The 26,732-nt window shown below is 71.3% G+C and carries 23 protein-coding genes; 10 read left to right on the top strand and 13 right to left on the bottom strand.

What is annotated here, in order from left to right; all coding sequences use genetic code 11:
- From H036_RS26195 to H036_RS0116705, 7 genes are all read right to left on the bottom strand, one after another.
- Positions 1–294: hypothetical protein (locus tag H036_RS26195; RefSeq protein WP_198289998.1), on the bottom strand; the 294-nt coding region annotated here is incomplete at its 3' end.
- 6 nt (positions 295–300) lie between these two features.
- On the bottom strand, positions 301–1,155 hold the full coding sequence (locus H036_RS0116730; RefSeq protein ID WP_017935954.1) for a HAMP domain-containing protein: 855 nt from the start codon (positions 1,153–1,155) through the stop codon (positions 301–303).
- Positions 1,156–1,279: 124 nt separating this feature from the next.
- Positions 1,280–1,990: a glycosyltransferase gene (locus tag H036_RS0116725; protein WP_017935953.1), complete on the bottom strand. Its 711-nt coding sequence runs from the start codon at positions 1,988–1,990 to the stop codon at positions 1,280–1,282.
- Entirely contained in the window at positions 1,987–3,351 is a 1,365-nt protein-coding gene (locus H036_RS0116720) for a PIG-L family deacetylase (protein WP_026146124.1), read from the bottom strand. The genes H036_RS0116725 and H036_RS0116720 overlap by 4 nt, the downstream gene beginning before the upstream one ends.
- A 7-nt stretch (positions 3,352–3,358) precedes the next feature.
- Complete coding sequence (locus tag H036_RS0116715) at positions 3,359–4,393, bottom strand: hypothetical protein (protein WP_017935951.1); 1,035 nt, start codon at positions 4,391–4,393, stop codon at positions 3,359–3,361.
- 150 nt (positions 4,394–4,543) lie between these two features.
- A complete protein-coding gene (locus H036_RS0116710; protein WP_157417505.1) occupies positions 4,544–7,039 on the bottom strand; it encodes a hypothetical protein in 2,496 nt (831 codons plus the stop codon).
- Positions 7,040–7,224: 185 nt separating this feature from the next.
- On the bottom strand, positions 7,225–8,184 hold the full coding sequence (locus H036_RS0116705) for a LysR substrate-binding domain-containing protein (protein ID WP_017935949.1): 960 nt from the start codon (positions 8,182–8,184) through the stop codon (positions 7,225–7,227).
- 95 nt (positions 8,185–8,279) lie between these two features.
- Between H036_RS0116705 and H036_RS23320 the strand changes: the two genes are divergently transcribed.
- Complete coding sequence (locus tag H036_RS23320) at positions 8,280–9,197, top strand: LysR family transcriptional regulator (protein ID WP_017935948.1); 918 nt, start codon at positions 8,280–8,282, stop codon at positions 9,195–9,197.
- A 32-nt stretch (positions 9,198–9,229) separates the two neighbouring features.
- Here H036_RS23320 and H036_RS23315 read toward each other — a convergent pair whose 3' ends face one another.
- The 3 genes from H036_RS23315 to H036_RS23305 are packed head-to-tail and all read right to left on the bottom strand — an operon-like array spanning position 9,230 to position 13,104.
- On the bottom strand, positions 9,230–9,991 hold the full coding sequence (locus H036_RS23315) for an IclR family transcriptional regulator (protein WP_017935947.1): 762 nt from the start codon (positions 9,989–9,991) through the stop codon (positions 9,230–9,232).
- A gap of 48 nt (positions 9,992–10,039) precedes the next feature.
- Complete coding sequence (locus H036_RS23310) at positions 10,040–11,233, bottom strand: acyltransferase family protein (RefSeq protein ID WP_017935946.1); 1,194 nt, start codon at positions 11,231–11,233, stop codon at positions 10,040–10,042.
- Complete coding sequence (locus H036_RS23305) at positions 11,230–13,104, bottom strand: glycosyltransferase family 2 protein (RefSeq protein ID WP_051068707.1); 1,875 nt, start codon at positions 13,102–13,104, stop codon at positions 11,230–11,232. Before H036_RS23305 ends, H036_RS23310 begins: the two co-directional genes overlap by 4 nt.
- Positions 13,105–13,384: 280 nt before the next feature.
- Between H036_RS23305 and hutH the strand changes: the two genes are divergently transcribed.
- The 5 genes from hutH to hutI are packed head-to-tail and all read left to right on the top strand — an operon-like array spanning position 13,385 to position 20,406.
- Positions 13,385–14,932, top strand: coding sequence for a histidine ammonia-lyase (hutH, locus tag H036_RS0116680; protein ID WP_017935945.1), 1,548 nt, complete (start codon positions 13,385–13,387; stop codon positions 14,930–14,932).
- Positions 14,929–16,653: a urocanate hydratase gene (gene hutU, locus H036_RS0116675; RefSeq protein ID WP_051068706.1), complete on the top strand. Its 1,725-nt coding sequence runs from the start codon at positions 14,929–14,931 to the stop codon at positions 16,651–16,653. The genes hutH and hutU overlap by 4 nt, the downstream gene beginning before the upstream one ends.
- A gap of 5 nt (positions 16,654–16,658) precedes the next feature.
- On the top strand, positions 16,659–17,885 hold the full coding sequence (locus tag H036_RS0116670; RefSeq protein WP_017935943.1) for an allantoate amidohydrolase: 1,227 nt from the start codon (positions 16,659–16,661) through the stop codon (positions 17,883–17,885).
- Entirely contained in the window at positions 17,882–19,228 is a 1,347-nt protein-coding gene (locus H036_RS0116665; protein WP_017935942.1) for a formimidoylglutamate deiminase, read from the top strand. The genes H036_RS0116670 and H036_RS0116665 overlap by 4 nt, the downstream gene beginning before the upstream one ends.
- On the top strand, positions 19,225–20,406 hold the full coding sequence (hutI, locus tag H036_RS0116660) for an imidazolonepropionase (RefSeq protein ID WP_017935941.1): 1,182 nt from the start codon (positions 19,225–19,227) through the stop codon (positions 20,404–20,406). The genes H036_RS0116665 and hutI overlap by 4 nt, the downstream gene beginning before the upstream one ends.
- A 143-nt stretch (positions 20,407–20,549) precedes the next feature.
- Here hutI and gndA read toward each other — a convergent pair whose 3' ends face one another.
- Positions 20,550–22,016 (bottom strand): NADP-dependent phosphogluconate dehydrogenase, encoded by a 1,467-nt coding sequence (gene gndA, locus H036_RS0116655; RefSeq protein ID WP_017935940.1) that lies wholly within the window; start codon positions 22,014–22,016, stop codon positions 20,550–20,552.
- A gap of 194 nt (positions 22,017–22,210) precedes the next feature.
- On the opposite strand from gndA, the gene H036_RS0116650 reads away from it, so the two are divergent.
- Positions 22,211–22,639, top strand: a complete 429-nt coding sequence (locus tag H036_RS0116650) for an SRPBCC family protein (protein ID WP_017935939.1) — start codon at positions 22,211–22,213, stop codon at positions 22,637–22,639.
- 28 nt (positions 22,640–22,667) lie between these two features.
- Here H036_RS0116650 and H036_RS0116645 read toward each other — a convergent pair whose 3' ends face one another.
- Positions 22,668–23,336: an NAD(P)H-binding protein gene (locus H036_RS0116645; protein ID WP_017935938.1), complete on the bottom strand. Its 669-nt coding sequence runs from the start codon at positions 23,334–23,336 to the stop codon at positions 22,668–22,670.
- 83 nt (positions 23,337–23,419) lie between these two features.
- On the opposite strand from H036_RS0116645, the gene H036_RS0116640 reads away from it, so the two are divergent.
- Genes H036_RS0116640 through H036_RS0116630 form a run of 3 tightly spaced genes read left to right on the top strand, consistent with a single transcriptional unit; the run spans position 23,420 to position 25,967 of the window.
- Positions 23,420–23,788, top strand: coding sequence for a VOC family protein (locus tag H036_RS0116640; protein ID WP_017935937.1), 369 nt, complete (start codon positions 23,420–23,422; stop codon positions 23,786–23,788).
- A 60-nt stretch (positions 23,789–23,848) separates the two neighbouring features.
- Entirely contained in the window at positions 23,849–25,036 is a 1,188-nt protein-coding gene (locus H036_RS0116635) for an alcohol dehydrogenase catalytic domain-containing protein (protein WP_017935936.1), read from the top strand.
- Between the two features lie 46 nt (positions 25,037–25,082).
- Positions 25,083–25,967 carry an alpha/beta fold hydrolase gene (locus tag H036_RS0116630; protein WP_157417503.1) on the top strand — a complete coding sequence of 295 codons (885 nt, stop codon included), beginning with the start codon at positions 25,083–25,085 and terminating at the stop codon, positions 25,965–25,967.
- A gap of 9 nt (positions 25,968–25,976) precedes the next feature.
- On the opposite strand, the gene H036_RS25175 is transcribed toward H036_RS0116630, so the two are convergent.
- Positions 25,977–26,714 (bottom strand): hypothetical protein, encoded by a 738-nt coding sequence (locus H036_RS25175; RefSeq protein WP_157417501.1) that lies wholly within the window; start codon positions 26,712–26,714, stop codon positions 25,977–25,979.
- Positions 26,715–26,732 lie beyond the last annotated feature (18 nt).

Genomic DNA, 26,732 nt, shown 5'->3' with positions numbered 1-26,732 from the left:
GGCCCGCTCGGCAGCCTCACGCTGCTCGGCCTCGACCTGCGCGTCGCGTTCACGGCGCTCGCGCTCCATCTGCGCCTCCCGGGCCACCCGCTCGGCCTCCGCGGCCGCACGCTCCTCGGCCTGACGCGCCTCGGCCTCGGCCCGCTCCACCGCGGCCCGCTGCTCCGCAGCCGCCCGCGCCTCCCGCTCGGTGGCCGCGGCCGCCGAGGCCACATCGGCCTGGTTCAACGACTCCACCACCGCATCGATCGACGTCGCGATCGACCCGATCTCATCAGCATTCCTGTGCTCCACCCGCTTCTAACGATCACCCGAGGCGATCGACCGCAGCACCTCCACCACCCGCTGCAACGGCCGCGTGATCGAGCCGATGATGAAGAACGCCACCGCGATGAACAACAACGCACCGATGATCGCCACGACCGCCAGACTCAACCGCAACGAGCTCAGCTTGCCGTCGATGTCAGCGGTGCGCTCGGCGGTGACCTGCTTGGCGAGCTTCGACATCTTCTGGAAGCCGTCGTCGACCTTGGTGTACATCGTGTTGCCGCCGATCATCGCCACCCGGGCCGCCGCCTTGGTGTGGCCGGCCTGCAGCTCGGTGATCGCCTTGACCTCGATGTCGTCGTGGTAGGCGGCGACGAGCTTCTTCAGCGACTCCAGCCCCTTCACAGCAGCGGTCGTCTGCGCGCCCTGGGTGGTCTGGGCGGCGGCGATCGCGGCGTCGAGGTGCTTGGTGGCGTCCGCATAGTCGTTGGCCAGGTCGTCGATCATCTCCGCGACCGTGCCGGGTGCCTCGGACTCGATCGGCGTACCGCTCAATGCCGACTGCACGTCGTCGTCGCTGGAGACCCAGTTCGTGTACGCCGCGCTCATCTCGGTGATCGCGGTGGTGGTGGCCGCGTTGTCCTTGACAGCACCGATCGAGGGACCGACGCGCAGCAGTCCGATCGCGGTCATGACGAGGAAGACCGCGATCGCGATCGCCGCCATCGCCCACAGCTTCTGCTTGATCGTGACCTTGGTGAGCAACCCGCCACCACGCCGGTCGTCGCCGGGGCCGTCCGCTGAGCCCTGGGGGCGTTGCCCGGTCAGATGCTCGGTCAGGTGCGCGGTCGGGCGCTCGGTCTCACGCTCGAAGGCCAACGTGGCCATGGGGTCCTCCAAGATGTCCGGGGTTCGTCCCGTTCATCGGCCGCGAAAGCGTCCAGTGGAGGGCTGTTGGACGAGCAATGCGGTGCGCCGCGGCGCGGTGGCACGTCGTCGGGTCGCAGGCGGCTCAGGCAGTGTCGACGTGAGGGTCCGTGACGAGGGTGCGCAGGTAGCCCGCGAACCCGCCGGTGACGCGGCCGCGGGTGCGCCCTGACGTCTGGACCCACGGCCCGGTCTGGGTCCAGCGGCAGCCCGCGGCGAGGGCGGCGGCCACGAAGTGCACGTCCTCGTGCTCGCTCACGTTCGCGAATCCGCCGGCGCGGTGGTAGGCGGCGAGGGTGAAGCCGAGGTTGGCGCCGTAGACCGGCATCCGGACAGGATCACGGTGGTGGTGCCACCACCGCGCCAGGACGTCCTGGCCCAGCTCGGCCCGGTCCGGGCGGACGCGGCCCACCATCAGCTCGACACCGTCACGGGCCAGGTCGAGCTGCGCGGTGAGCCACGACGGCGGCACGGAGGAGTCGGCGTCGGTGGTCGCGAGCCAGACGGAGGCCGGACTCGTGCCACCGGTCCGTCGGGCCACGTCGGCGACTCCTGCTGCTCGCGCCCCGCCGACCGATCGGCTGTCGACGCTCACACAGGTCGCCCCGTGCCGAGTCGCGACGGATGCGGAGCCGTCCGTGCAGGAATCCAGGACGACGGTGACCTCGACGCGCGGCATCCGCGGCCGGCGGCGTACCTCCTCCACGGCCTGGCCGATCGCCGTCAGGCACCGTGGCAGGAGCGCCTCCTCGTCGTGCACCGGTACGACGACGTGCAGCTCACTGATCCGCCTCACCGGTCGGGCTCCGGCCAGGCGTCGTCGCGCGCGAGCACCAGCACCTCGACGTCCCGCTCGGCATAGCGCGCCTGGACGGGACGCGTGAGCCGCTCGCTCAGCAGCCGATGTGCACGCGGACCGTCCAGCGGCCAGCCGACGACGGGGTGGCGCCAGTGGCAGAGCAGGATGGCGCCGTCGGCTCGGACGGAGTCCTCCAGCCGCTGGGCCAGGCCTTCCAGCCGTCGGGGGCTGAGGAAGTAGGCCACCTCCGCGACCACGGCCAGGTCGAAGCCGGCGTCGTGCGGGTGCGGCCACTGGCCTGGTACGTCGGCGACGTCGACGCGGAGACGGCCCGCGGCGATCGGCTCGTGCAGCCGACGCCGGGCCGCGTCGACAGCGGTGGGGCTGGCATCGAGGGCGACCAGCTCGCCCGACGGCACCAGCCGTTCCACCAGCCGCGCCGTCAGGGCGCCGGTCGAGCAGCCGACGTCGAGGATGCGCTCGAAGCGGGGCCGAGGGAGGGCGGCGAGGATCAGCTCCCGCTTGCGCTCCTCGTACCAGCGGGTGTCGACGCCCCAGGGGTCGGCGACCTCCTCGTGCAGCCGCTCGAGGCGGGTGTCAGCGGGACCGGCGACCACGAAGAACTCCTCCGGCCCCTCGAAGTGCGCGAGCATCTCGGCGGTGAGCAGCGCCTCGTCCCCGGGCTGTTCGGAGAGCGGCAGGACCTGGCTGCGGTGCGCGGCGATGGCGCGGTCGCGACGCTCCCGCGCGGACGCGCTCAACCGCAGGCGGCGCAGCTCCGCCCAGGGCGCCTGCTCCGGATCCGACCAGTGCCACCACCAGACGGGGAACTCCAGGAGATCGGCGTCGGTGCGCAGCGCGGCGGTGGCTGCCGCGCGACCCGCCGCCTCGTGGTCGGGGTGTCCGTCGTGACGCCACGGCGCGACCAGCAGCGTGCCCGGCCCGCGCTCGCCGATCCGTTCCACGAGTGCCGTGGCGAGGTCCTCCTCGGCAGCGTCCACCGCCCCATCCGCGGCACCCAGGAACACCAGCTCGGCGTCAGGTGCAAGGGCGGCGAGCGCCTCGTCCGCCTCGGCCCGTCGGCGCGCGGCGAGATCGTCGGGGGAGTGCGTGGGCGAGTGCGGATGGCTGGCCTCGCCGGCGGTCGCCAGTACCAGGGTCACCGCCAGGCCGCGCTCGGTGGCCTCGGCGATCAGACCGCCGGCACCGAGCGACTCATCGTCGGGGTGGGCGGCGACGACCACGACCCGTCGGTACGGCGCCAGGTCGATCGTCCCGATGTCGCCGAACTCGGAGCGGGCGCGCCATCGCTCGGCACTGGTCCCCGGTCCGTCGTGGGTGAACCGCACGCCGCTCATCGACGCGTCACCACGGCCTGCGCGCCGCGACCGAACGTCCGAGGGCCGCCACGTCCCGCTCGGCATGGTGCTGGCGCAGGTAGAGGCGGAGATCGGCGACCCGGTCGGCGTATGCCGCCTCCTGGGCGAGCGGTGCCGGGCCCATCGCGTGATCGGCCTCGCGCAGCACCGCCTCGGCAGTCTCGTGGACGGCGTGCCTGACCTGGAGCGCCAGCACCGCACCCGCCTCGCCGTCGGCGCGACCCGCGTCGATCCGGTCGGCGGACTCGGCCAGGAGCGCGCGGGCGCAGCTGAGCGCCACGTCGGCGCGGCCCAGGTGGAGCTCGCCGATCTGATCCAGGGGCCGTGCCGCGGCCTGCTGCTGCATGCGCCGGATCACACCGACGGCGCCGCCGAACCAGACCGCCGCCACGCCGATGCCGCCCCAGGCGAAGCCATCGCGGCGCAGGTACCAACCCGGCTCGCCGACAGGCCGAGCAGGTACGCCGTCGAGTGTCACCGACGTACTGCGGATGTTCCGCAACCCGTGCGGCACCCACTCCTCGACGCCACCCTGCACTCCTTCGTCGCGGAGGTCGATCGCGAACAGGCCCCGTTGCTCCGCGTCGACCCAGGCCGTGATGAGCGCATGGCTCAGGTCCCCGGCCAGCGAGCACCACGGCTTGGTCCCGTGCAGGCGCCATCGGCCGTCCCGCTCCTCGGCCGTCACCCGCACGCGTGGTCCCTCGGCGGCGAAGACGCCCCACGTCGAACCAGGCTGCGCGAACTCGCGCTGGTCGGCCTCGGCGAGGATCGCCAACGCATCGAGGTGGGGCTCCCACGCTCGCGCGAGCGACAGGTCGGCGGCGGAGAGCGTCGCCAGCGCCGCCCACCGCTCAGCCGTCGCGCCGCCGCCGGGCAGGGGCACGTCAGTGCCGCCGTCGGCGGCCAGTCGCAGCGCCGCGACCGGGTCCCGACCCACATCTGCGCTCCGCGCGGCCAGGTCGTCCCAGCGGCTCCCCGTGACCGCGCCGAGCCCGACCCCGAACCGCTTCGAGTCCATCGCTTCCTCCGATCGGCTCGTCCTCCGGCCCCTCACCGGCACGGTGCCGTACCCGAGGCGGCACACCGGCAAACGAACGCACGCCCGGCCCGGCGCCAGACGGCGGCTCCCCGGCTCGAGAGCCGGGGAGCCGCCGTCGACAGGCGGTGCTCAGCGGTTGATGCGCACGCTCACCTGCGTCCACGCACCCGCACCCACGGAGTTGAGCGCGCGGACCTCCACCTTCGCGGTGTGGCCGTGCGTCAGCTTCCGCGCCTTGATCGCGAATCGCCGCGTCCCGGCGCCGAGCGTCCTGCTGATGACGGTCCGGCCGCTCTGCTTGACGATCAGCTCGTAGCCCTTGATCGTCGCGCCTCCGGTGCTGGCGGGAGCGCCCCACACCGCGACCCGCTTCGTGGCCGACTTCTTGCCGGTCACCTTCAACGAGGTGACCTTGCCCGGTGCCGTGCTGGGTGCCTTGGTCGGGCCTGTGGTCGGGCCTGTGGTCGAGGGTGCCGGGAAGTCGCGGACCCGGGCGGTCGCACCCTGGCCGTACAGGTCGGCGTGCGGCCACGCCGAGGAGCCGGCCCAGCTCGCGTCGTAGGGAACGTAGGCGGAGACGCCGTCATGGTTGATCATGTTCAGCGTGCCGCCGACGGTCGCACCGGACGGGGTCGTGGAGACCGCCGTGCTGCTCCCGGTGGGCGTGTACGTCGCCGAGGAGCCCAGGATCTGCCCGGCGTACAGGCCGTGGAAGGTGATTCCGGGCTTGACCGGCGTCGTGATCAGGCTGGTGATCGTGCAGTAGCAGCCGTTGCCGAGACGTCCCCAGGACTGGAAGCCCTTCAGGGCGAAGGTGGTGACGTCGTTGTCGATGGTCAGCACCGGGTAGCCGTTGAACGTCGCGCTCTGCTTCCACACGTGCGGCTGCTGGCCCAGCTCGTCGGGGATGTCATAGGGCACCGTCAGCGGCCACTCGTTCTGCAGGAACATCACCTGGCCGTCGTTGCCGTGCCAGATGACCTCCTCCTTCTTGAAGTGCTCGAGCCAGATGCCCTGGAAGGTGACGTGGTCACCGTTGACGATCGCACCGTGCTCGCCGTTGTTCTGCGCGACCCAGTTGGTCGTGGTGTAGCCGTCACCGCTGTTGTTGTTGGTCTGGATCTCGGCCTGGTTGAGGATCACGTAGTTCTGGTTGACCAGCTCGTCGGTGTTGGCGCCGCTGACCGAGCTGATGTCGCTCAGCGTGGTCGGGTCGGTCTTCGAGCCCGTCGCGCCCGGCGTGTTGCCGATCACGATCTGGTTGGCCGGGAACGGTCCGGCGGCGTTCGCGTCGAAGGCTGCGCCGTTGGCGTTGAACCCGGCCAGGACCGTGCCGGTCGCGGCGTCGTTCACCACGATTGACGCCGTCGGGTTGGTCGTCGTCAGGGTCGCCTCGCCCAGCCCGAAGATCATCTGGTCGGGCTTGGTGACCCTGATCGGCGACTCGATCGCGTAGGCACCTGGGTTGAGTACGACGTTCTGGCCGCCGGCCAGTGCCGCGTTGATCGTCGCCGCCGTGTCCGTGGCGGCAGAGGCGAGGTAGACGTCGCTCAGCGGGAGGGACGTGCCGTTGCTCGTGGTGCTCCAGTCGTACCCCTGGACGTTGAAGCGCGCCGAGGGGTTGAAGACCTTGAACGTGCCCGCGTCGGCGTAGACGAACGGCGACTCACGCACCACGGGGACGGTCGCGAGGTTCGTGACGTCGCCCGGAGCGGTGGTCGACGTACCTGGACCGAAGTCGTCGGCCGGGGCACCGATGACGCCGGCGAAGACGATGCCGGAGCCGAAGCCGGTGAACCCGCCGATCCGGCTGTCCTGGATGTAGAGGTCGGAGTTGCCCTCCTCGCCGGCCTTGCCCTGGGTGTTGAGCCCGTTGGTGTCAACGAGCTTGCCGGTGATGTTCGAGTTCGCGACCACGAAGCCGTTGGCGTCGCCGCCGTAGTTGTTCAGCGTCTGCGGAGTCGTGCACGGGGTGGTGCACGGCCCGGTGATCGCGGTGGCGAGGTCGGCGTCGAGGTTGCCGAGGATGTTCACCCGGCGCAGCGTGGCGTTCTGCGAGGTGAACCACGTCAGTGTGTGGGCGGGGCTGCCGGCCTCGATCGGGTTGACGGTCAGGTTCTCCATCTGCGTTGGCCGGATAGCGAGGCCGTCCCTCGGGATGTCCAGCGCGCCGTTGATCACCACGTCGCACGGACTGGCGCCGAGCCCCGCGACCACCGTGCCGCTGGCCACCTCGGCCTGGATCGTGTTGTCGGTGGTGGCCGTGGCCGGCGTGGCGGTCGGGTCGCCATAGGTGCCGGGCATGAAGAAGAACTGCCGCGGTGCCCTGGCGGGGGTCGTGGCGGCCTTCAGGGCCGTGTTGATCGTGGTGACCGACATGTTCGGAGTGAAGATCGTGACGTTCGGACCGAACGCATTGGGCGGCACGGTGTTCACGTCGGTCGGCGACGTCGGGCACGCGGTGGTGCTGGTGACCGACGAGGTGTGGGCGGACGGTGCGGTGGCCGACGCGGGGCCCGAGGCTGGCCCGCCGACCACCAGGAACGCGGCGGACGACGCCGCCGCCAGGGTGCACAGCAGTCTTGTTGGCAGTGCGCCCGGTGCGCGCCTTCGTTCCAACGACATACGAAACTCCTCGTGTGAGATCCGACCCGTGGGATCGCCGCGATACCTCCGCTCGCCGCGATGGTTGCGTTGCAACCGGTCGTGTGGCGAGTGTCACGTTTCGGCGCAGGCGCGGGAATCCCGCGGCACCGATACCTCCGATCGGAGATCCAGGTCGGAGGCGGACGTCAGAGGCGGATGCGGTGCTACGGCGCCGCAGGGTCGGCAGCGACGGCGCGGTCCTCGACCTCGATCGCGACGCCGTGCAGGATGCGACGCAACCAGACCACCGCCGGGTCGCGCTCGCGCCGGCGGTGCCAGTGCGCCGCCTCGGTGATGTCGATGTCGTCGAGCGGTGTGCGGGCCACGGTGAGGCCGAGCTCGTCCGCGCAGCGGGCCGCCAGCCGCGAGGGGATGAAGGCGCACAGCTGGGTGCCCGCCACGGCGAAGGGGAGGGTCAGCATGCTGGTCACCCGGACCTGGACACGCCGGTCGGCGAGACCACTCGCTGCCAGGGCCACCTCGAGGGGCCGCGGCCGTGCGGACGGCTTCAGCTCGGCGACGGCATGCGAGAGCCGACCCAGGTCCGCGAGGGTCAGCCCTTCGGGGCGGAGGGCGGGGTGGTCGGCCGACACGACGCAGACCAGCCGGTCGGTGAAGACCGGCTGGACACCGCCGGGCCAGTCGAACGCGAGCGGTGCGATCGTCAGCTCCTGCCGCAGCAGCTGAGCCTCCATCCGGTCGGCTTCGACGTCGAAGGGCTCGAGCACGAAGCTGCAGTGGGGAGCCTGCTCGGCGAGCGTGCGGGAGATCGGCTCGGCAAGCACGCTCATCGCGTACTCGGACATGCTGATCGACAGCTCGCGCGTGCTGGTGGCTCCGTCGAACTCCTTGCCCTCCGCCAGCAGCGCCTCCGCCGACCGTGCAGCCTCGGCGACGACCTTGCGCAGCTCGATCCCGAGGGGCGTCAGGTCGAGCCCGTTCTCACCCGCGACCAGCAGGTCGTCGCCGAAGTGATGGCGCAGCCGCTGCAGAGCGCCGCTCATGGCGGTCTTCGTCATCGGGATGCGGGCACTGGCTCGGGCGAGATTGCGCTCCTCGAGCAGGGCGTGCAGCGGCAGGATGAGGTTGGCGTCAACGTCCTTCAGTCGTCTCCGCACCGCCATACTCTAGGCTCCGACTCCCTGGCCGAGAGATGTGTTCGCGCGATCATGGGAGCCGCGGTCCGGCCAGGTCGCCTGATCCGGTGTGGAGGTGCGGCATGGCGCTGGGTGGCTTCGACCTCAATCTGCTCGTGCCGCTGCAGGCGCTGCTGGAGGAGGCGAACGTCACCCGGGCCGGCGAGCGTCTCGGGGTGACCCAGCCGACGATGAGCGGCTCGTTGGCCCGGCTGCGCCGCACCTTCGGCGACGAGCTCCTGGTCAAGAGCGGACGCGAGTTCGAGCTGACCCCGCTGGCCAAGGACCTGCTGCCGCACGTCCAGGAGACGGTACGACTGATGGGATCGGCGCTGCGCCTCGACGACCCCTTCGATCCAGGGACCAGCGAGCGCACCTTCCGGCTCGTGATGAGCGACTACGCGATCGCCGTCATGCACGGCCCGCTCGCGGTACGCCTCCAGGCGCAGGCGCCCGGAGTGAGGCTCGAGATCAATCGGGTCGGATCGGTGCCCGACGAGCGTCTGCTCGTCGACCACGACGTGGTGATCGCGCCGATGGCGCGCAGGTTCCCGGGCAGCACCAAGCCGCTGTGGCGCGACCGGATGGTGATCGTTGCGGATCGGGCCAACCCTCGCATCCGCGACGGGCGCCTGACGGTCGCGGATCTGGCCGCGCTGCCGCACGCGGTCACCTACTTCGCCCACCAGGCGGTGACCCCTGTCGACCAGGCGTTCAACGAGCTCGGGATCGAGCGACAGATCACCCTCCGGGTCTACGGCTTCCTGCCGCTCCTGTTCGCCGTACAGGGAACCGAGATGGTGGCCTTCGTGCCCGAGCGACTGACGCAGGCATATCGGGGCGGCTCCAACTCGCTGGTCGCGATCCAACCGCCGTTCGATGAGATCCGGCTGACCGAGGGTTACTGGTACGACGAGTCCCGCCTGATCACCGACGGGGGCTATGCCTTCCTGCTGGGCCAGCTCGAAGCGGTCGTCCGCGATTGGCACGACGGCTCCTAGAGCCGCCCCGCTCGGTTGCGGCTCGGATCCGCTCAGTCGCCGCGTGCCGTGGGGGCGCCGAGCCGCTGACTGAGCAGCCGGGCGAAGTGGGCCACCACCTCGGGCTGCGGTGCGCTGGTGGTGTCGGTCGGGTAGGTGACCGCCAGTCCCGCGACCGGGTGGTCGTTGTGGTCGAGCACCGGCACCGCGATGCTCGCCATCCCCAGCGTCACCTCACCGTCCTCCACGGCATAGCCGCGGTGGCGCTGCTCGGTGAGGACTGCCCGCAACGCGGTAGGGGACTGCGGCCCGTTGCCGGTGCGGTCCGCGAACGCGGCCCGGTCCGGGTAGAGCGCGCGCACCTGGCTGGCGGACAGGCTGCCCATGATGGCGCGACCGCTCGCCGTCAGGTGGGCCGGCAGGCGCACCCCGACATCGGTCACCAACGGCGGCCGACCGGGCGCGCGCTCCTCGACGACGTACAGGACGTCGCGACCGTGCAGCACGGCGAGGTGGGCGCTGTGGCCGACCCGGTCGACGAGCTGGGCGAGCGGGCGACGGGCGATCCGCTGCAGTGGTGCCTGCCGGATGTAGCCGCTGCCGGCCTCGAACGCGGCGACCCCGAGGCCGTAGCGGCGCTCGTCGACGAGGTGGACCACGAAGCCCTCCTCGATCATGGTGTTGACGAGGTGGTACGCCGTGCTCCGCGGCAGCTCGCACGCCCGCATCAGGGCCTCGATCGAGACCGGATCGGCCTGGGTCGCGAGGAAGCGGAGGACGCGGAGCGCCCGCGTGGCCGCCGGGACGTGGCTCATGGAGGTGAGCGTGCCACGGCGGCCGTCGCGACCCGAAGGCTGTTCGGCTCAGAAGCCGGTCGCGACCAGATGCGGGTAGTACTCCCGGAACCCTCCTCGACCGTCGAACTGCGCCAGCAGGCGCAGGCCGTTGCGCTCGATGATGATGCTGCTGACCCAGGCCGCGGCCATGGAGACCATCGCGACAGTCGTCGCCGTGATCCAGACGTCGATCAGCTGTCCGTCCCGCGCTGGGACGGCTCCGTTGGCGCGCAGGATGCGCATCAACGGCTCGTGCAGGAGATACACCCCGTAGCTGATCGACCCGAGGAAGACCAGCGGCTGCCACAGCAGCCACCGCGGATCGGTCCGCCGGGCCAGCACGAGCGAGCCGACCACCAGCAGCGACGCCGCGATGTCGAGGTAGTGCAACCACTCCGTCGCCACATCGTCGGAGCGTCGTACGACGGAGCACGCGATCAGCGCGACCGCCACGGCGCACGCCGTCGGCCGCACCCAGGCGGACCGGAACTCGACACCGGCCGCCGTCAGCACGGCCAGCATCATGCCCGAGCCGAAGGCCATGCCCTTGGCTATCGGGCCGAACCACACCGGCCAGTCCGTGTAGGAGGTGTGCACGACCACGGAGTGGTAGGCCATCCAGGCGGTGCCGAGGACCATCAGCGCGACCGGGAAGATCGCCAACGCCACCAGCCGCGCCCTGCGCGTGGTGACGCGGCGGCACCGACGACCGATGAAGATCGCTGCCAGCGCCATCAGGACGTAGAAGTGGAACTCGACGGCCAGCGACCACGCGGGACCGTCGGTCCAGTAGATGTAGGTCTCGCTGTGGACCTGGGTGAAGGTCAGGTGCAGGACCAGGTCGTGCCAGTTGCCGGGCAGCCGGGTGTTGGAGATGCCCCAGACCAGGAAGACCACGGTGTAGTAGAGCGGGATGAGCCGGGCACAGCGACGCAGCAGCATGTCCATCGCCGAGCGTGGTGGTTCGCCCGCCAGCCCGGCACGCGCGACGGGCAGGAAGAGCACGAACGCGCTCAGCACGAAGAACAGGTCGACGGCCAGGTCGCTGGTCGTGGCGAGCAGCTTCGTCAGCAGCGGCAGTCGGTCGTGGCCACCGACGATGTCGACCATCTGGTTCTGGTAGGCGTGGAAGGCGACCACCGAGAGGGCGGCCACCCCACGCACGCTCTCCAGCGGGAACCAGCGCCGCGACGCGGGTGCGAGCGGAACCGCGCTGCTCATGCCGGTGCCATCCCGAGTGCCTCGCGGTCGTCGCCGCGCTGATCGCGTGGGGTGACGGTCCACTCGCGTTCGCCGCACAGGTGCTTGAGCTGCGCGACCCGCATCGCCATGTTCTTGGCCTCGGTATAGAAGAGCAGGGCGAAGACCAGGTAGCCGACGAACCACCACGGATGCTGCCGGATGCTCGGGACGGCCAGACGCCAGGCGAACATCACCTGCAGCGGCCCGGCGACGAGGGTGAAGAGCGTGGTCATCAAGAACAACGGGGCCGACCAGTGCAGCACGCCGTCGCGCCAGGCGAGGAAGGCCAGCAGCGGGATCGGCAGCGGGGAGATCCAGGGATACAGCTCGCGCCAGCCCAGCAGCACCAGCACGCCCCAGCGCTGCCGCAGGGTCAGCGTCGGCGAGGTGACGGTCCGCAGGAGGTAGCGCGCGGACACCTGCACCCAGCCTTGTGCCCAGCGCATCCGCTGGCGCCAGAGCGCCGGGATCGAGACGGGCGCCAGCTCGAGGGAGACGAGCCCCGGGTCGCTGACGATGCGGTGGCCTTCACGGGTGGCCCGGATCGAGCAGTCGATGTCCTCGGTCAGGCGGTCGGTGCGCATCCTGATGGCGCGGATGACCGAGGTGCGCCAGAAGCCGTTCGAGCCGCCGAACAGCCCGAACCCGTGCATCGACGCCCGTCCCGGGTGACTGACGGCGTAGATCTGCTCGAACTCGACGGCCACCATCCGGGCCAGCAGCGAGTGCGCGCCGTTGCGTACGACGCAGTGGCCCTGGACCACGTCGGTGCCCGAGCCGATCCACTGCCAGGCGCGATCGAAGGCGCCGGGCATGGGGTGGTGGTCGGCATCGAAGATGCCGACGAACTCGCCGGTGATCAGTGGCATGGCGGCATTGACGTTCTGTGCCTTGCTGGTGCTGCCCTCCACGCGTAGCAGCACGAGCCGTGGATCGGTGCGCGCCAGTGCGGAGAGCTCGTCCTCGATCGGATGGGTGCGCGGTGTGTTGTAGGCCAGGATCACTTGGAGCCCGCCGCCGTACGCGTGGGCCAGGAAGGTGTGCAGGGTGTCCAGGATCGTGTCGGCCTCGTTGGGCAGGTAGGCGGCGACGATCGCGGTCGCCGGCGGTGGTGGCGAGGTCGTCGGCGGTGGTTGCTCGGGTGTGAGCGCGTGCAGGGACTCGATCCAGATCAGGCTGGCGGTGAAGGCCAGTGCGGCCACCACGAACCAGTAGAGGAAGGACGAGAGGTCCAGTCCCGCCCGGTAGCAGGTGACGAGCACGAGGAAGGGCAGGACCAGGCTGATCAGGCTGGCGGCCAGGATCTGGAGGAGCAGGCCCGTCACGTGCGATCGCCGGGCGCGTCGCGAGGTGGTGCCGACGCGTCGCGCCACCAGGTCTCCCAGTCGGGATGCTGCGTGCGCGGTCTCCTGCACGCTGAGCAGGTGGCTCGCTCGGGCAGCCTGCGATCGCGGCCGCTGATGCGACCAGCTCGTGCCGGCCCGCACCCAGTGCGAGGAGCCGTCGGGGGAGGAGAACGGCTCGAGCGAGAGCGCTCGGCACATCGCCTCGAGCCGAGCGGAGACGTGCCGGCGAGGCTCTCGGGACAGATGTACCCGCACGTGGTGGTCGTCGACGTCGGCCACCCCCGTCTCGCCCTCGCGCAGGAACGGTCGGATCCGGGTGAGGATCGCCTCGGAGAGGCCGGGGTCGGGGAGGGCGTCGTTGGGGAGGGCGTCGTCGGCCGTGCCGCCGACGCGCAGGTGGGGGACGGCGAGAATGGCGAGGACACCGGAGCGCTCGTCGTCGGGTTCGCGGTGCAGATGCTGTGGTTCTGGGCGCGACGCAGGCGCCCACCGGGAGATGGCCATCGGTGGATCCGATCTGGTCAGGTGCCTCAACGGTCCGCCCACCTCGAGGATGGGCACATTCCCTGCTGTGGGAGAGGGGGACCGGTCGCCGTTGGCCGGATCCGGGGCGAGATGGTCGCGACGGAGACTCACCTCGATTCTAGGGAACGCGGGCCGTTGTCCGCCTGCCCCATCTGGGGTAATCCGACGGATCCACCCGATGCGCCTGGTGTCTCATATCCGAGACAGATCTCCCTCGTCCGCGGTGGTGCGACAGGCCGCCGGGGGTTGCAATGGAGGCATGGTTGAACACATCACGGTCGGCGTCGGACCGCTCTCGATCGACGACGTCGTAGCGGTGGCCCGCCGGGGCGCCGCAGTAGAGCTGAGCGCCGAGGCGCTCACCGCTATCGACACCGCTCGCAAGGTGATCGACTCGCTCGCGGCCTCGGCCACCCCGGTGTACGGCGTCTCCACCGGCTTCGGTGCCCTCGCCAACCGGCACATCCCCGGCGAGCTGCGCGCCCAGCTGCAGCGCTCGCTGGTCCGCTCGCACGCGGCCGGCTCCGGTCCCGTCGTCGAGCGAGAGGTCGTCCGAGCGCTGATGCTGCTGCGGCTCTCCACGCTGGCCACCGGCCGGACCGGCGTACGCCGCGAGACCGCCGAGCTGATGGCGGCGATGCTGTCGGCCGGGATCACCCCGGTGGTGCACGAGTACGGCTCGCTGGGCTGCTCCGGTGACCTCGCGCCGCTGGCGCATTGCGCGTTGACCCTGATGGGCGAGGGCGAGGTGTTCGACGCCGAGGGCACCCGGATGCCGGCTGCCGAGGCGCTCGCCGCAGCCGGCCTGGCGCCGGTGGAGCTTGCCGAGAAGGAGGGTCTCGCGCTGATCAACGGCACCGACGGCATGCTGGGCATGCTGGCGCTGGCGATCGACGACCTGACCGACCTGCTCAAGGTCGCCGACGTCACCGCCGCGATGTCGGTGGAGGGCCAGCTCGGCACCGACCGGGTCTTCGCACCCGAGCTCCAGGCGATCCGGCCGCATCCGGGCCAGGCGTCGTCGGCGGCCAACCTGACCGCGCTGCTGCGCGACTCCAGCGTGGTGGCCTCCCACCGCGGCCCCGACTGCAACCGCGTCCAGGACGCCTACTCGCTGCGCTGCTCGCCGCAGGTCCACGGCGCTGCCCGCGACACCGTCGCGCACGCCGCCACCGTGGCCGGTCGCGAGCTCGCCTCCGCCGTCGACAACCCGGTCGTGCTCGCCGACGAGGGCCGGGTCGAGTCCAACGGGAACTTCCACGGCGCGCCGGTGGCCTACGTGCTGGACTTCCTCGCCATCGTGGCCGCCGACGTCGCCTCGATCGCAGAACGGCGTACGGACCGTTTCCTCGACACCGCCCGCAACCACGGCCTGCCGCCGTTCCTCGCCGACGACCCGGGCGTCGACTCGGGCCTGATGATCGCCCAATACACCCAGGCAGCGGTCGTCTCCGAGCTCAAGCGCCTGGCCAACCCGGCCAGCGTCGACTCGATCCCGTCCTCAGCCATGCAGGAGGACCACGTCTCGATGGGCTGGTCCGCCGCCCGCAAGCTGCGCCGCTCGGTGGACGGGCTGGCCCGTGTGCTCGGCATCGAGCTGATGACCGCCGCCCGCGCGCTCGACCTGCGGGCGCCGCTGACCCCCGGCCCCGCGACCGGCGCGGTGGTGCGGCTGCTGCGTGAGGCCGGCGTCGAGGGCCCCGGCACCGACCGCTTCCTCGCCCCTGACATCGACATCGCTTACCAGCTCGTCGTCGACCGCCGCGTGACCGCCGCTGTCGCCGATGTGATCGGAGAACTCGCATGAACGTTTCGACAGGCTCAACGGGCGTTTCGACAGGCTCAGCCAACGAGCGACTGCCCATCCACGCCGCGACCGGATCCACGTTGACCGCGAAGTCGTGGCAGACCGAGGCCCCGCTGCGGATGCTGATGAACAACCTCGACCCGGAGGTGGCCGAGCGGCCCGAGGACCTGGTCGTCTATGGCGGCACCGGCAAGGCGGCGCGCAGCTGGGAGGCGTACGACGCGCTCGTGCGCACCCTGCGCGACCTCGAGCCGGACGAGACCATGCTGGTCCAGAGCGGCAAGCCGGTCGGTGTGATGCGCACCCACGAGTGGGCGCCGCGCGTGCTCATCGCCAACTCCAACCTGGTCGGCGACTGGGCCAACTGGGAGGAGTTCCGCCGGCTCGAGGAGCTCGGTCTGACGATGTACGGCCAGATGACGGCCGGCTCCTGGATCTACATCGGCACCCAGGGCATCCTGCAGGGCACCTTCGAGACCTTCGCCGCGGTCGCGGACAAGAGGTTCGGGGGCACCCTGGCCGGCACCATCACCCTCACCGCCGGCCTCGGCGGCATGGGTGGCGCGCAGCCGCTGGCCGTCACCATGAATGACGGCGTCGCGATCTGCGTCGACGTCGACGACTCCCGGATCAAGCGCCGCATCGAGCACCGCTACCTCGACGTCCGGGCCGACTCGCTGGAGCACGCGCTGGAGCTGGCGGTGGCGGCCCGGGACGAGCGCCGTGCGCTGTCCATCGGCCTGCTCGGCAACGCCGCGGAGATCTTCCCGGCACTGCTGGAGCGCAAGGCTCCGATCGACATCGTCACCGATCAGACCTCCGCCCACGACCCGCTGTCCTACCTGCCCCTCGGTGTCCCGTTCGAGGAGTGGCACCAGCGCGCCGCAGCGGACCCCGAAGGCTTCACGAAGCAGGCGCGGGCCTCGATGGCGGTCCACGTGCGCGCGATGGTGGAGTTCCAGGACGGCGGCGCCGAGGTCTTCGACTACGGCAACTCGATCCGCGACGAGGCCCGCAAGGGCGGCTACGACCGCGCGTTCGAGTTCCCCGGCTTCGTGCCGGCGTACATCCGACCGCTGTTCTGCGAGGGCAAGGGCCCGTTCCGGTGGGCAGCGCTCTCCGGCGACCCGGAGGACATCCGCAAGACCGACGAGGCGATCCTCGAGCTGTTCGGTGAGAACGACCGGCTGCGCAAGTGGATCACCATGGCGCAGGAGCGCGTCCACTACCAGGGCCTGCCCGCCCGGATCTGCTGGCTCGGGTACGGCGAGCGCCACCTGGCCGGCCTGAAGTTCAACGAGATGGTGAGGAACGGGGAGCTCAAGGCGCCGATCGTGATCGGCCGTGACCACCTCGACTGCGGCTCCGTGGCCTCGCCGTACCGGGAGACCGAGGGGATGCTGGACGGCTCCGACGCGATCGCCGACTGGGCGCTGCTCAACGCGCTGGTCAACACCGCCTCGGGCGCGACGTGGGTCTCGATCCACCACGGCGGCGGCGTCGGCATGGGCCGCTCCATCCACGCCGGCCAGGTCTGCGTGGCCGACGGCACCGACCTGGCTGGACAGAAGATCGAGCGCGTGCTGACCAACGACCCGGGCATGGGCGTCATCCGGCACGTCGACGCGGGCTACGACCGTGCCGCCGAGGTCGCCGCGGAGCGTGGCGTTCCCATCCCGATGCAGGACCGTCCGATGCACCGTCCCACCCAGGAGAGCTGATCGGCGTGGCGCAGCCGGACTTCGAGCGGATGTGGCGCGATCTCGCGCCCATCGGCCGATCCACGTCCTCGGGCGGATACTTTCGCCAGCCGTGGCTCTCCGCCGAGCTCGAGCTGCGCGCGTGGTTCCGCGAGGCGGCGACCGCGCGCGGGCTCGAGGTCGAGGAGGATCCGTTCGGGAACCTGGTGGCCTGGTGGCCGCCCCAGGGGGTTTCGAGGCTCGCTGGCGCTCGCACCTCGACCAGCGGCGCGGTCCTGACCGGCTCGCACCTGGACTCCGTGCTCGACGGCGGGGCCTTCGACGGCCCGCTCGGCGTGGTGTCGTCGTTCGCGGCGATCGACCTGATGCGCGAGCGCGGCGTGGCTCCGACACGCCCGCTCGGGGTGGCTGCCTTCGTGGAGGAGGAGGGCTCGCGCTTCGACCGGGCCTGCCTCGGCTCCCGGCTCGCGGTGGGGGCCGCGTCGTGGGCTGATGCCCGCGAGCTCACCGACCGCGACGGCGTCCGCCTCGGGGACGTGGTCGAGGGTGGCACCTCCACGCTGCTCGACGGGGTCGACGCCTATGTCGAGCTGCACGTCGAGCAGGGTCGCGGGTTGGTCGACCAGGACGCGGCGGTCGGCATCGGCAGTGGCATCTGGCCGCACGGCCGTTTCCGGTACGACGTGGCGGGCCGCGCCGACCATGCCGGCACCACCCGGATGGAGGACCGCGCCGACCCGATGCTCACCTACGCGATGACCGCGCTGGCGGCCAACAAGCAGGCGCGGCTGGCCGGGCAGCGGGCCACCTTCGGGCGGATCGAGGTCCGTCCCAACGGCACCAACGCGGTGCCGTCCCACGTCACCGCATGGCTGGATGCGCGTGCGGAGTCCGACCAGGCACTCGCCGACCTGGTCGCGGCGATCGAGCGGCAGGCCGTCGACCGGGCCGACCGGGACGGCACCACGGTCACCGTCACCGCGGAGTCGGTCAGCGGGCAGGTCGCCTTCGACGTACCGCTTCGTCACGAGGTGGCCGCCACACTCGGCTCGGAGCGGCGGCGTGTGCCGGTGCTGCCGACGCAGGCGGGGCACGACGCCGGCATCCTGCAGGAGGCGGGCATCCGCTCCTCGATGCTGTTCGTCCGCAACCCGACCGGCATCTCGCACTCCCCGGAGGAGACGGCCGGCACCGCGGACTGCCTCGCCGGGGTGGAGGCGCTCGCCGACGCGCTGACCGGGCTCGTGGGATGAACGCCTACCTGCTGCAGCACGCCTGGGTCGACGGCCGGGTCCGCGACGCGGTGCTGGTCGAGATCGAGGACGGCCGCTTCACCCGGGTCGCGCCGGACGCACCCGCTGCCGGTGCTGCCGGTGCTGCCGGTGCGACCCGGGTGGCGGGGCTGAGCCTGCCGGGCTTCGCCAACACGCACAGCCACGCGTTCCACCGCGCCCTGCGTGGCCGGACACAGGCCGACCGCGGCACGTTCTGGACCTGGCGCGAACAGATGTACGCCGTCGCAGGCCGGCTCGAGCCGGACTCCTACTACGAGCTCGCCCGCGCGGTCTACGGCGAGATGCTGGCCGCCGGCTACACCGCCGTGGGGGAGTTCCACTACCTCCACCACCAGCCCGACGGCGTCCCCTACGCGGATCCGAACGCGATGGGCGAAGCGCTGCTGGAGGCGGCGCGCGAGGTCGGCATCCGGATCACGCTGCTCGACACGCTCTACCTCTCCAGCGGGTTCGGTGCGGCGACCCAGGGTGTGCAGCGTCGCTTCGACGACGGCACGCCGCAGGCCTGGCAGGACCGGGTCGACGCGCTGCGCGTCCCCGCCGATGGTTCGGCCGGGGACGGGGACGGGGTCCGGATAGGTGTCGCCGCCCACTCGGTGCGGGCCGTGCCGGGGGGCGCGCTGAAGACCTTCGCGCCGTACGTCGAGGCTGGTGCGCCCGTGCACATCCACCTCTCCGAGCAGGTCAAGGAGAACGAGGACTGCCTGGCGGCGTACGGGCTGACCCCGACGGGCCTGCTCGCCGAGCACGGCGTGCTGGGGCCCACGACCAGCGCCGTGCACGCGACCCACCTGACCGACGACGACATCCGGCTGCTGGGGGAGGCGCACGCCTTCGCGTCGTTCTGCCCCACCACCGAGCGCGACCTCGGCGACGGGATCGGACCGAGCCGCAGGCTGAAGGACGCGGGCGCCGTCCTGACGCTCGGGTCGGACAGCCACGCGGTCATCGACGCGTTCGAGGAGATGCGCGCGCTGGAGATGGACGAGCGGCTGGCCACCCAGGAGCGCGGGCACTGGAGTGCCGCCGAGCTGCTGCGCGCGGCGTCGTCGGACGGGCACCGGAGCCTCGGCTTCGCCGACGCGGGCGAGCTCGCTGTCGGTCGCCGTGCGGACCTGGTCACCGTCGACCCCGGCTCCGCCCGGACCGCCGGCACCGGCGGCGACGAGCACAGCGTGGTGTTCGCGGCCGGCGCCCCCGACATCACCCAGGTCATGGTGGACGGCCGGGTCGTCTTCGAGGGCGACCACCGCAGCGTCGGGCACACCCTGCACGAGACGATCGGAGCGATCTGGGCATGAGTCTCCTCCTCACCAACATCGGCGAGCTGGTCACCAACGACCCGGCGGCCGAGGACCTGCTCGGGCTCCGCACCGACGCGGCCCTCGTCATCGACGAGGGAGAGATCGTCTGGGTCGGCGATGCCGCCCGGGCACCCGACGCCGACGAGGTCGTCGACGCCGCCGGCCGGGCTGTGCTGCCCGGGTTCGTCGACAGTCACAGCCACCTGGTCTTCGCCGGCGACCGTGCGCGCGAGTTCCAGGCCCGGATGACGGGGGAGTCATACTCCGCCGGCGGCATCCGCACCACCGTTGCCGCGACCCGAGCGGCCAGCGACGACGAGCTCGCCGCAGGCGTGGGGCGGCTCGTCGAGGAGATGCGGCGCCAGGGGACCACGACCGTCGAGATCAAGTCCGGCTACGGGCTCTCGGTCCACGACGAGGCGCGCTCGCTACGGGTCGCGCGGCAGTTCACCTCGGAGACGACGTTCCTCGGCGCCCACGTCGTCCCGCCGGAGTACGCCGAGGACCCCGCGGCCTACGTCGACCTCGTCACCGGACCGATGCTGGCGGCTGCCGCGCCGTACGCACGCTGGATCGACGCGTTCTGCGAGCGAGGCGCCTTCGACGCCGACCAGGCGCGTGCGGTGCTTCAGGCCGGCGCTGCCGTCGGGCTGCCCGGTCGGCTGCACGCCAACCAGCTCGGTCCGGGGCCGGGAGCACAGCTGGCCGCGGAGCTGGGGCTGGTCGCGGTCGACCACTGCACACACCTGTCCGACGAGGACGTGCACGCGCTGCGGGAGGCAGGGACCGTCGCCACCCTCCTGCCGGGTGTGGAGTTCTCCACCCGGCAGCCCTACCCGGACGCGCGCCGCCTGCTCGACGCCGGCGTCGCGGTCGCGCTCGCCAGCGACTGCAACCCGGGGTCCTGCTACACCAGCTCACTGCCGCTGTGCGTCGCCCTCGCCGTACGGGAGATGGGGATGAGCCCGGCCGAGGCGGTGTACGCCGCCACCGCGGGCGGCGCCGCTGCCCTGGACAGGTCCGATGTCGGAGCGCTGGTGCCAGGTCGTCGCGCCGACCTCGTCCTCCTGGACGCGCCGAGTCATGTGCACCTCGCCTATCGCCCCGGCGTGCCCCTCGTCGCCGGCGTCTGGGTCGGAGGGGTCCGCGGTCGGCCCCGAGCTGGCGAGGTCTGAACGACCGCTCAAGAGTCTGGGCTCTCCCCAGCGTGGACTGAACGGTTGTTCGGTCCGGCGGGGTGGTTCGCTCGCAGCTGAACGATCGTTCGATCGGCGGCATGGGCCGCTCGCAGCTGAACGATCGTTCAGCCGACCTGCCCTCAATGCGTCGACGGCTCGGTCTCCACCTCGCGGCGGTCGTCGGACCACATCGTGTGGAAGGTGCCCTCCTTGTCGATGCGGCGGTAGGTGTGGGCGCCGAAGAAGTCGCGCTGCGCCTGGATCAGCGCGGCCGGCAGGCGCTCGGAGGCGAGCGAGTCGAAGTAGGACAGTGCCGAGGAGAATCCCGGAGCCGGTACGCCGGAGGCCGCCGCGATGCCGACGATCCGGCGCCACGCGGCCTCGCCCTCGGCGACAGCGTCGGCGAAGTAGGGATCCGCGAGCAGCGACTCGAGCTCGGGGTTCTTCTCGTAAGCCTCCACGATCCGGTTGAGGAACTGCGCCCGGATGATGCAGCCGGCGCGCCAGATCTTGGCGATCGCGCCCAGGTCGATCTCCCAGCCGAACTCCTTGGCCCCGGCGACAATCAGGTCGAATCCCTGCGCGTAGGCGACGACCTTGGAGGCGTAGAGGGCGGCACGGACGTCGTCCTCGAACCCCTCCGGAGCCTGGACCGGCTCGGGACGACGCTTCACCACGCCCTGCACGGCAGCGCGCTGGGTCGGCTTGCTGGAGACGGCGCGGGCGAAGACGGCCTCGCCGATCCCCGAGACCGGGATGCCGAGGCCGACGGCGTTCTGCACCGTCCACACGCCCGTGCCCTTCGAGCCTGCCTCGTCGCGGATCACGTCGACCAGCGGCTTCCCGGTCTCGGCATCGTGCTGGGAGAGCACCTCGGCGCTGATCTCGATGAGGTAGGACTGCAGGTCGCCCTCATTCCACGACCGGAAGACCTCGACGAGGGCGTCGACGTCGTGGCGACCGACCCGGCGCAGCAGGTCGTAGGCCTCGGCGATGAGCTGCATGTCGGCGTACTCGATGCCGTTGTGCACCATCTTCACGAAGTGGCCGGCGCCGTCGGTGCCGACATGGGTCACGCACGGCTCGCCCTCGGCCACCGCGGCGATCGAGCGCAGGATCGGCCCGAGCGTCTCCCACGCCTCGTCCGAGCCGCCGGGCATGATCGAGGGCCCGTGCAACGCGCCCTCCTCACCCCCGGAGATGCCGGTGCCGACGAAGTTGAGGCCGCGCTCGCGCAGCTCGTGCTCGCGGCGGATGGTGTCGTGGAAGTTGGCATTGCCGCCGTCCACGATGATGTCGCCCGGCTCGAAACGCTCGGACAGCTGCTCGATGACCGCGTCGGTGCCCTTCCCGGCCTGCACCATGATGATCGCGGTGCGCGGCTTGGTGAGCGAGGCGACGAAGTCGTCGATCGACTCCGAGGCGATGAAGCCGAGGTCGCCGTGCTCCGCCATCAGCTCCTCGGTGCGGGCGTAGGTGCGGTTGTAGATGGCGACCGTGTTGCCCTCCCGCGACGCCAGGTTGCGCGCCAGGTTGGACCCCATCACCGCCAGCCCGACCACGCCGATGTTCGCCCGCCCGTCGGTGCCGTTCGTGTTCTCCGCCATCTCGCAGCTCTCCCGTCTCGGTGTCTCCCTGCGACGGTGCCCGCTCGCCCCTGGGGGATGCGCGGACCGGGTCGCTCTTCTCTCAGCGTCGCAGAGCGCGAGCCGGGAATCCATGGTCTGCTGGCACGCCGTCGCTCGGCGGCCTCGGCTGGACTGAACTGCGCCTCGTGAGGTCACTGGGCAGGATGACCACCGTGAGCCGTACCTTCACCGTCAGCCCGCCGCCGTCCGTCGTCATCGGCTACCTCCAGGACTTCGGCAACGCCGAGCAGTGGGATCCGGGCACCCAGCGCTGCACCCGCCTCGATGAGGGTCCGATCCGGGTGGGCAGTCGGTGGCGCAACGAGTCGAAGATCGCGGGGATGTCCACGGAGCTGGTCTATGAGCTGGTCGAGCTGGCGGGGGACCGGATCGTGTTCGAGGGGCGCAACGACTCGGCGACGTCGACCGACACCATCACGGTGGTGCCGCATGGCAGCGGCAGCGAGGTCACCTATGAGGCTGTCATCGAGATGAAGGGCGCCGCCAAGCTGGCGACGCCCTTGGTCAAGGTGGTCTTCGAGAAGATCGGCAGCGACACCGAGGAGGACCTGACCAACGTCCTGAACGGGTTGGTGGTGTGAGGCGGGCGCTCGGCCCTGACCCCAGGGGTCAAGACCACTCGGCTGAGCCGCGCAGCGCCTCCGCGATCGGCGTCGCACCGTTGCGGAAGCCGATGGTGCGGCCCACCGTGCTGTCCTCGAGCAGGGTCGCCGCGACCACGGCGGCGACGTCGGACCGCGTGGTCGCGGAGTCGCCCTGGTCGTCGGGGGTGACGATGTCGATCCGGCCGGTCGGCTCGTCCAGAGTCAGCCGACCGGGGCCGAGCACGGTGGCGGCGAGCGAGGTTGCGCGCAGGTACTCGTCGGCCGCGGCCTTCGCCTCGGCATAGGCGAAGAACCGGTTGTCCGGCGGTACGCCGTGGTCGGGCCGCGAGCCGAGGTAGGACACCATCACGTATCGCGGCACGCCAGCGGCCACAGCGGCGTCCATGCTGCGGATCGCCGCGTCCCTGTCGACGGCGTACGTCCGGGAGGGGTCGCCGCCGCCCGCGCCCGCCGACCAGACCACCGCGTCCTGCCCGCGGAGCAGGTCGGTCAGTCCGGTCACGTCCAGCTTCTCGATGTCGGCGCGCACCGGGCGCGCGCCGGTCGCTGCGACCTCCGCCTCCTGTGCCGGGTTGCGGAACACGCTCGTGACCTCGTCGCCGCGCTCGACGAGCAGGGGCGCCAGCAGGAGTGCGACCTTGCCGTGCCCGCCCAGGATCAGGACCTTCGTCATGCTTCCTCGCTCTCTCCGGATCACGCCGTCACACTCAGACGGTAGCCCCGCGGCCGAAGGCCGCCGAAGCAGGAGGAGAGCCCATGGACATGCGACTCGAGCTGGTGCCGCTGCGCTCGACCGACGTCGACCGCAGCAAGGCGTTCTACGTCGAGCGGGTCGGCTTCCACCTCGACCACGACGTCGAGCCGGGCAACGGGATGCGGGTCGTCCAGCTGACGCCCCCGGGCTCGGCCTGCTCGGTCGTGGTGGGTGTCGGCATCGGCGGTCACGACGCGGCGCCCGTGGCGGGCCTGCACCTGGTGGTGGACGACCTCGACGCAGCACGTCAGCAGCTCCTCGCCAACGGGGTCGGAGTCTCGGAGATCCACGACATGGGCGGTGGCGTGCGCTACGCCTACTTCAGTGATCCCGACGGCAACTCCTGGGCGCTGCAGCAGATCTCCAGGTGATAGCGGTCCGACGTCGGGTACCGGTAGGCGCGAGCAGACGTCCACACCGAGGAGCACGCGATGCGAGCAGTGACCTGGCAAGGCCCGAAGCAGATCAGCGTCGATCATGTTCCGGACCCCGTCATCAACCAACCGACCGACGCGATCATCCGCGTCACCACCACCGGGCTGTGCGGCTCGGACCTGCATCTCTATGAGCCGCTGTCGCCGTTCATGACGCCGGGGGACATCGTCGGCCACGAGCCGATGGGGATCGTGGAGGAGGTCGGATCCGAGGTGACCAACCTCCGGCGCGGCGACCGGGTGGTGATCCCGTTCAACGTCAGCTGCGGCGAGTGCTGGATGTGCGAACGTGACCTGCAGAGCCAGTGCGAGACGACCCAGAACCGCGACCAGGGCACCGGCGCGAGCCTGCTCGGCTACAGCAAGCTCTACGGTCAGGTGCCGGGCGGGCAGGCGGAGTACCTCGCCGTTCCGTACGCCGACTACGGCGCCATCAAGGTGCCCGAGGGCCCCTCCGACGACCGCTTCGTCTTCCTCTCCGATGTGCTTCCCACCGCCTGGCAGGGGGTCGAGTACGCCGGAGTCTCCAGCCCCGAGCAGACCCTGCTGGTGATGGGGGCCGGTCCGATCGGCGACATGGCCGCCCGGATCGCGCTGCACCGCGGCGTCCAGGTGATCGTGGCCGACCGGGTGCCCGAGCGGCTCTCCCGCGTGGCGAGCCGCGGCGCGGAGGTGATCAACATCGACGAGGCCGGCAAGGACTTCGCCGACGAGGTCCGCGCCCTCACCCACGGCCGGGGCGCCGACGCGGTGATCGACGCGGTGGGGATGGAGGCGCACGGCTCGCCGTTCGTCGAGATGACCCAGAAGGTGGTCGGCATGCTGCCCGACGCGATCGCGCAGCCGTTCATGAAGAAGGCCGGGGTCGATCGGCTCGCCGCGCTTACGGCGGCCTTCGACGCTGTACGCCGCGGCGGGACCGTGTCGATCTCCGGCGTGTACGGCGGTGCGCTCGATCCCCTCCCGATGATGCAGCTGTTCGACAAGCAGGTGCAGCTGCGGATGGGCCAGGCCAACGTGCGCCGCTGGAGCGACGACATCGTGCAGCTGCTGGACCAGGACGAGGACGTGCTCGGCGTGGAGTCGTTCGCCACCCACCATCTGTCGCTGGACGAGGCGCCGCGAGCGTATGCCGACTTCCGCGCGAAGAAGGACGGGATGATCAAGGTCGTCTTCAACCCGTGAGCACCCGCGCGTGCGGACCGCGCCCGCCCGTGATGTCCTTGTCGGCGTGAGTCACATCGACGAGATCCCGGGCCCAGACGGACGCACCATCGAGGTGCTCACCGGTGGTGACCCCGACGGCTTCCCCCTGCTCTTCCACATGGGCTCGCCGTCGGCGGTCGCCGCCAGTGCGGCGATCGACGCGGTGGCCGGCGCCGCGGGCCTGCGGTACGTGACGTTCTCGCGCCCTGGCTACGGCCGGTCCACGCCGCGCCCTGCGCCGGGCCGGTACGCCGACGACGTGGCCGAGAGCCTGGTCGTCCTCGATCACCTGGGCATCGGCGACTTCGTCACCGTCGGGTGGTCGGGCGGCGGTCCGCGTGCACTCGCCTGCGCCGCGCTGGTGCCGGGCCGGTGCCGTGCGGCGGCGACCCTGGCGGGCGTCGCGCCGTACGGTGCTGCGGGTCTGGACTGGTTCGAGGGGATGGCGGAGGAGAACCTGGAGGAGTACCACACCGCCGAGCAGGGCGCCGAGGCCTACGGCGCGCTCGTGGAGGAGCAGATCCTGCCGATGCTGGCCGCCACCCCCGACCAGATCGCCGATGCGATGGGCGGGCTGGTCACGCCGGTGGACAAGGCGATGGTCACCGACGAGTTCGCCGACTGGATGAGCCGCACCTTCAACCATGCGGGCGCCCAGGGCGCGATCGGGGTGCGCGACGACGGGCTCGCCGCGGTCGCACCCTGGGGCTTCGACCTGGCTGACATCACGGTGCCGGTCGCGGTGTGGCAGGGACGCCAGGACGCGATGGTGCCCTACGCCCACGGAGCGTGGCTGGCCGCGAAGGTCCCGGGCGCTCAGCCGCACCTCTTCGAGGACGAGGGACACCTCTCGCTCCTCGGCCGCCTGGACGAGATCCTGCACGACCTCAAGCAGCTCGCCGGCCTCTGAGGCTCCGTGTCAGCTCGGCGTCGAGGCGGTCGCCCCTCGCCGCGGCACCGGCACATCGGCGGCCACGGCTGCCATGTCAGCGCTCCAGGTCCAGTCGGTGGGGAGCGTGATGCCATCCAGTCCGATCGCCTGGTAGATGAGCCGGTAGGCCTCGGGGTTGTTGCGCCGCTGCTGGTCGAACATGCGGTGCAGGTTCGCCCACAGCGGGATGCTGTTGGGGGAGCCGAGATACTCGCCCTCGCCGGTGCCGGGCAGCACGTTCGGGTGCAGGCCCGAGGAGGAGAGCAGCCGGCGCGGTCGAGCGTCCATGATCATCACGATGGACTCGATGCCGTTGGCCAGTGCGGCGGTGACGATGCCGTGGTAGAGCGCGGCGGAGCACAGCGTCGTGCGACCAGGAGCCCGGCGTACGGCGATGGTGGCGACGTCCCAGGTGCGGTCGGGATCGATGCCGGCGGCGCGGGCCGACCGGACGCCGTCGACGCCCCAGGGGGCTCGCGCCGTGTCGTTGAGCGTCTTCAGGCCGGCCGGCCCGGGTGCGATGAACCTGGCCGTGGCCAGCGCCCAGCCCGTCTCGTCGAGCACCGTCATGAAGCCGGTCTGAGCGGCGTAGGGGCCGTACTCGAGCTCGAACTCCTCGGCCGTGTTGCCGTAGGTGCTGAGGAACACCTCGGCCTCGCAGGCGAGGGCCGCCTCCAGGTCGGACCCGACGGGGTCGAGGAGGAGGCGCAAAGGTGTCCCGGTCATCCTGATCTCCCTGTCCTG

The sequence above is a fragment of the Nocardioides sp. Iso805N genome (genome assembly GCF_000364605.1).
GTDB lineage: Bacteria > Actinomycetota > Actinomycetes > Propionibacteriales > Nocardioidaceae > Nocardioides.
The sequence above is the reverse complement of the archived record's forward strand: the minus strand, read 5'-3'. Positions and strand labels throughout refer to the sequence as shown.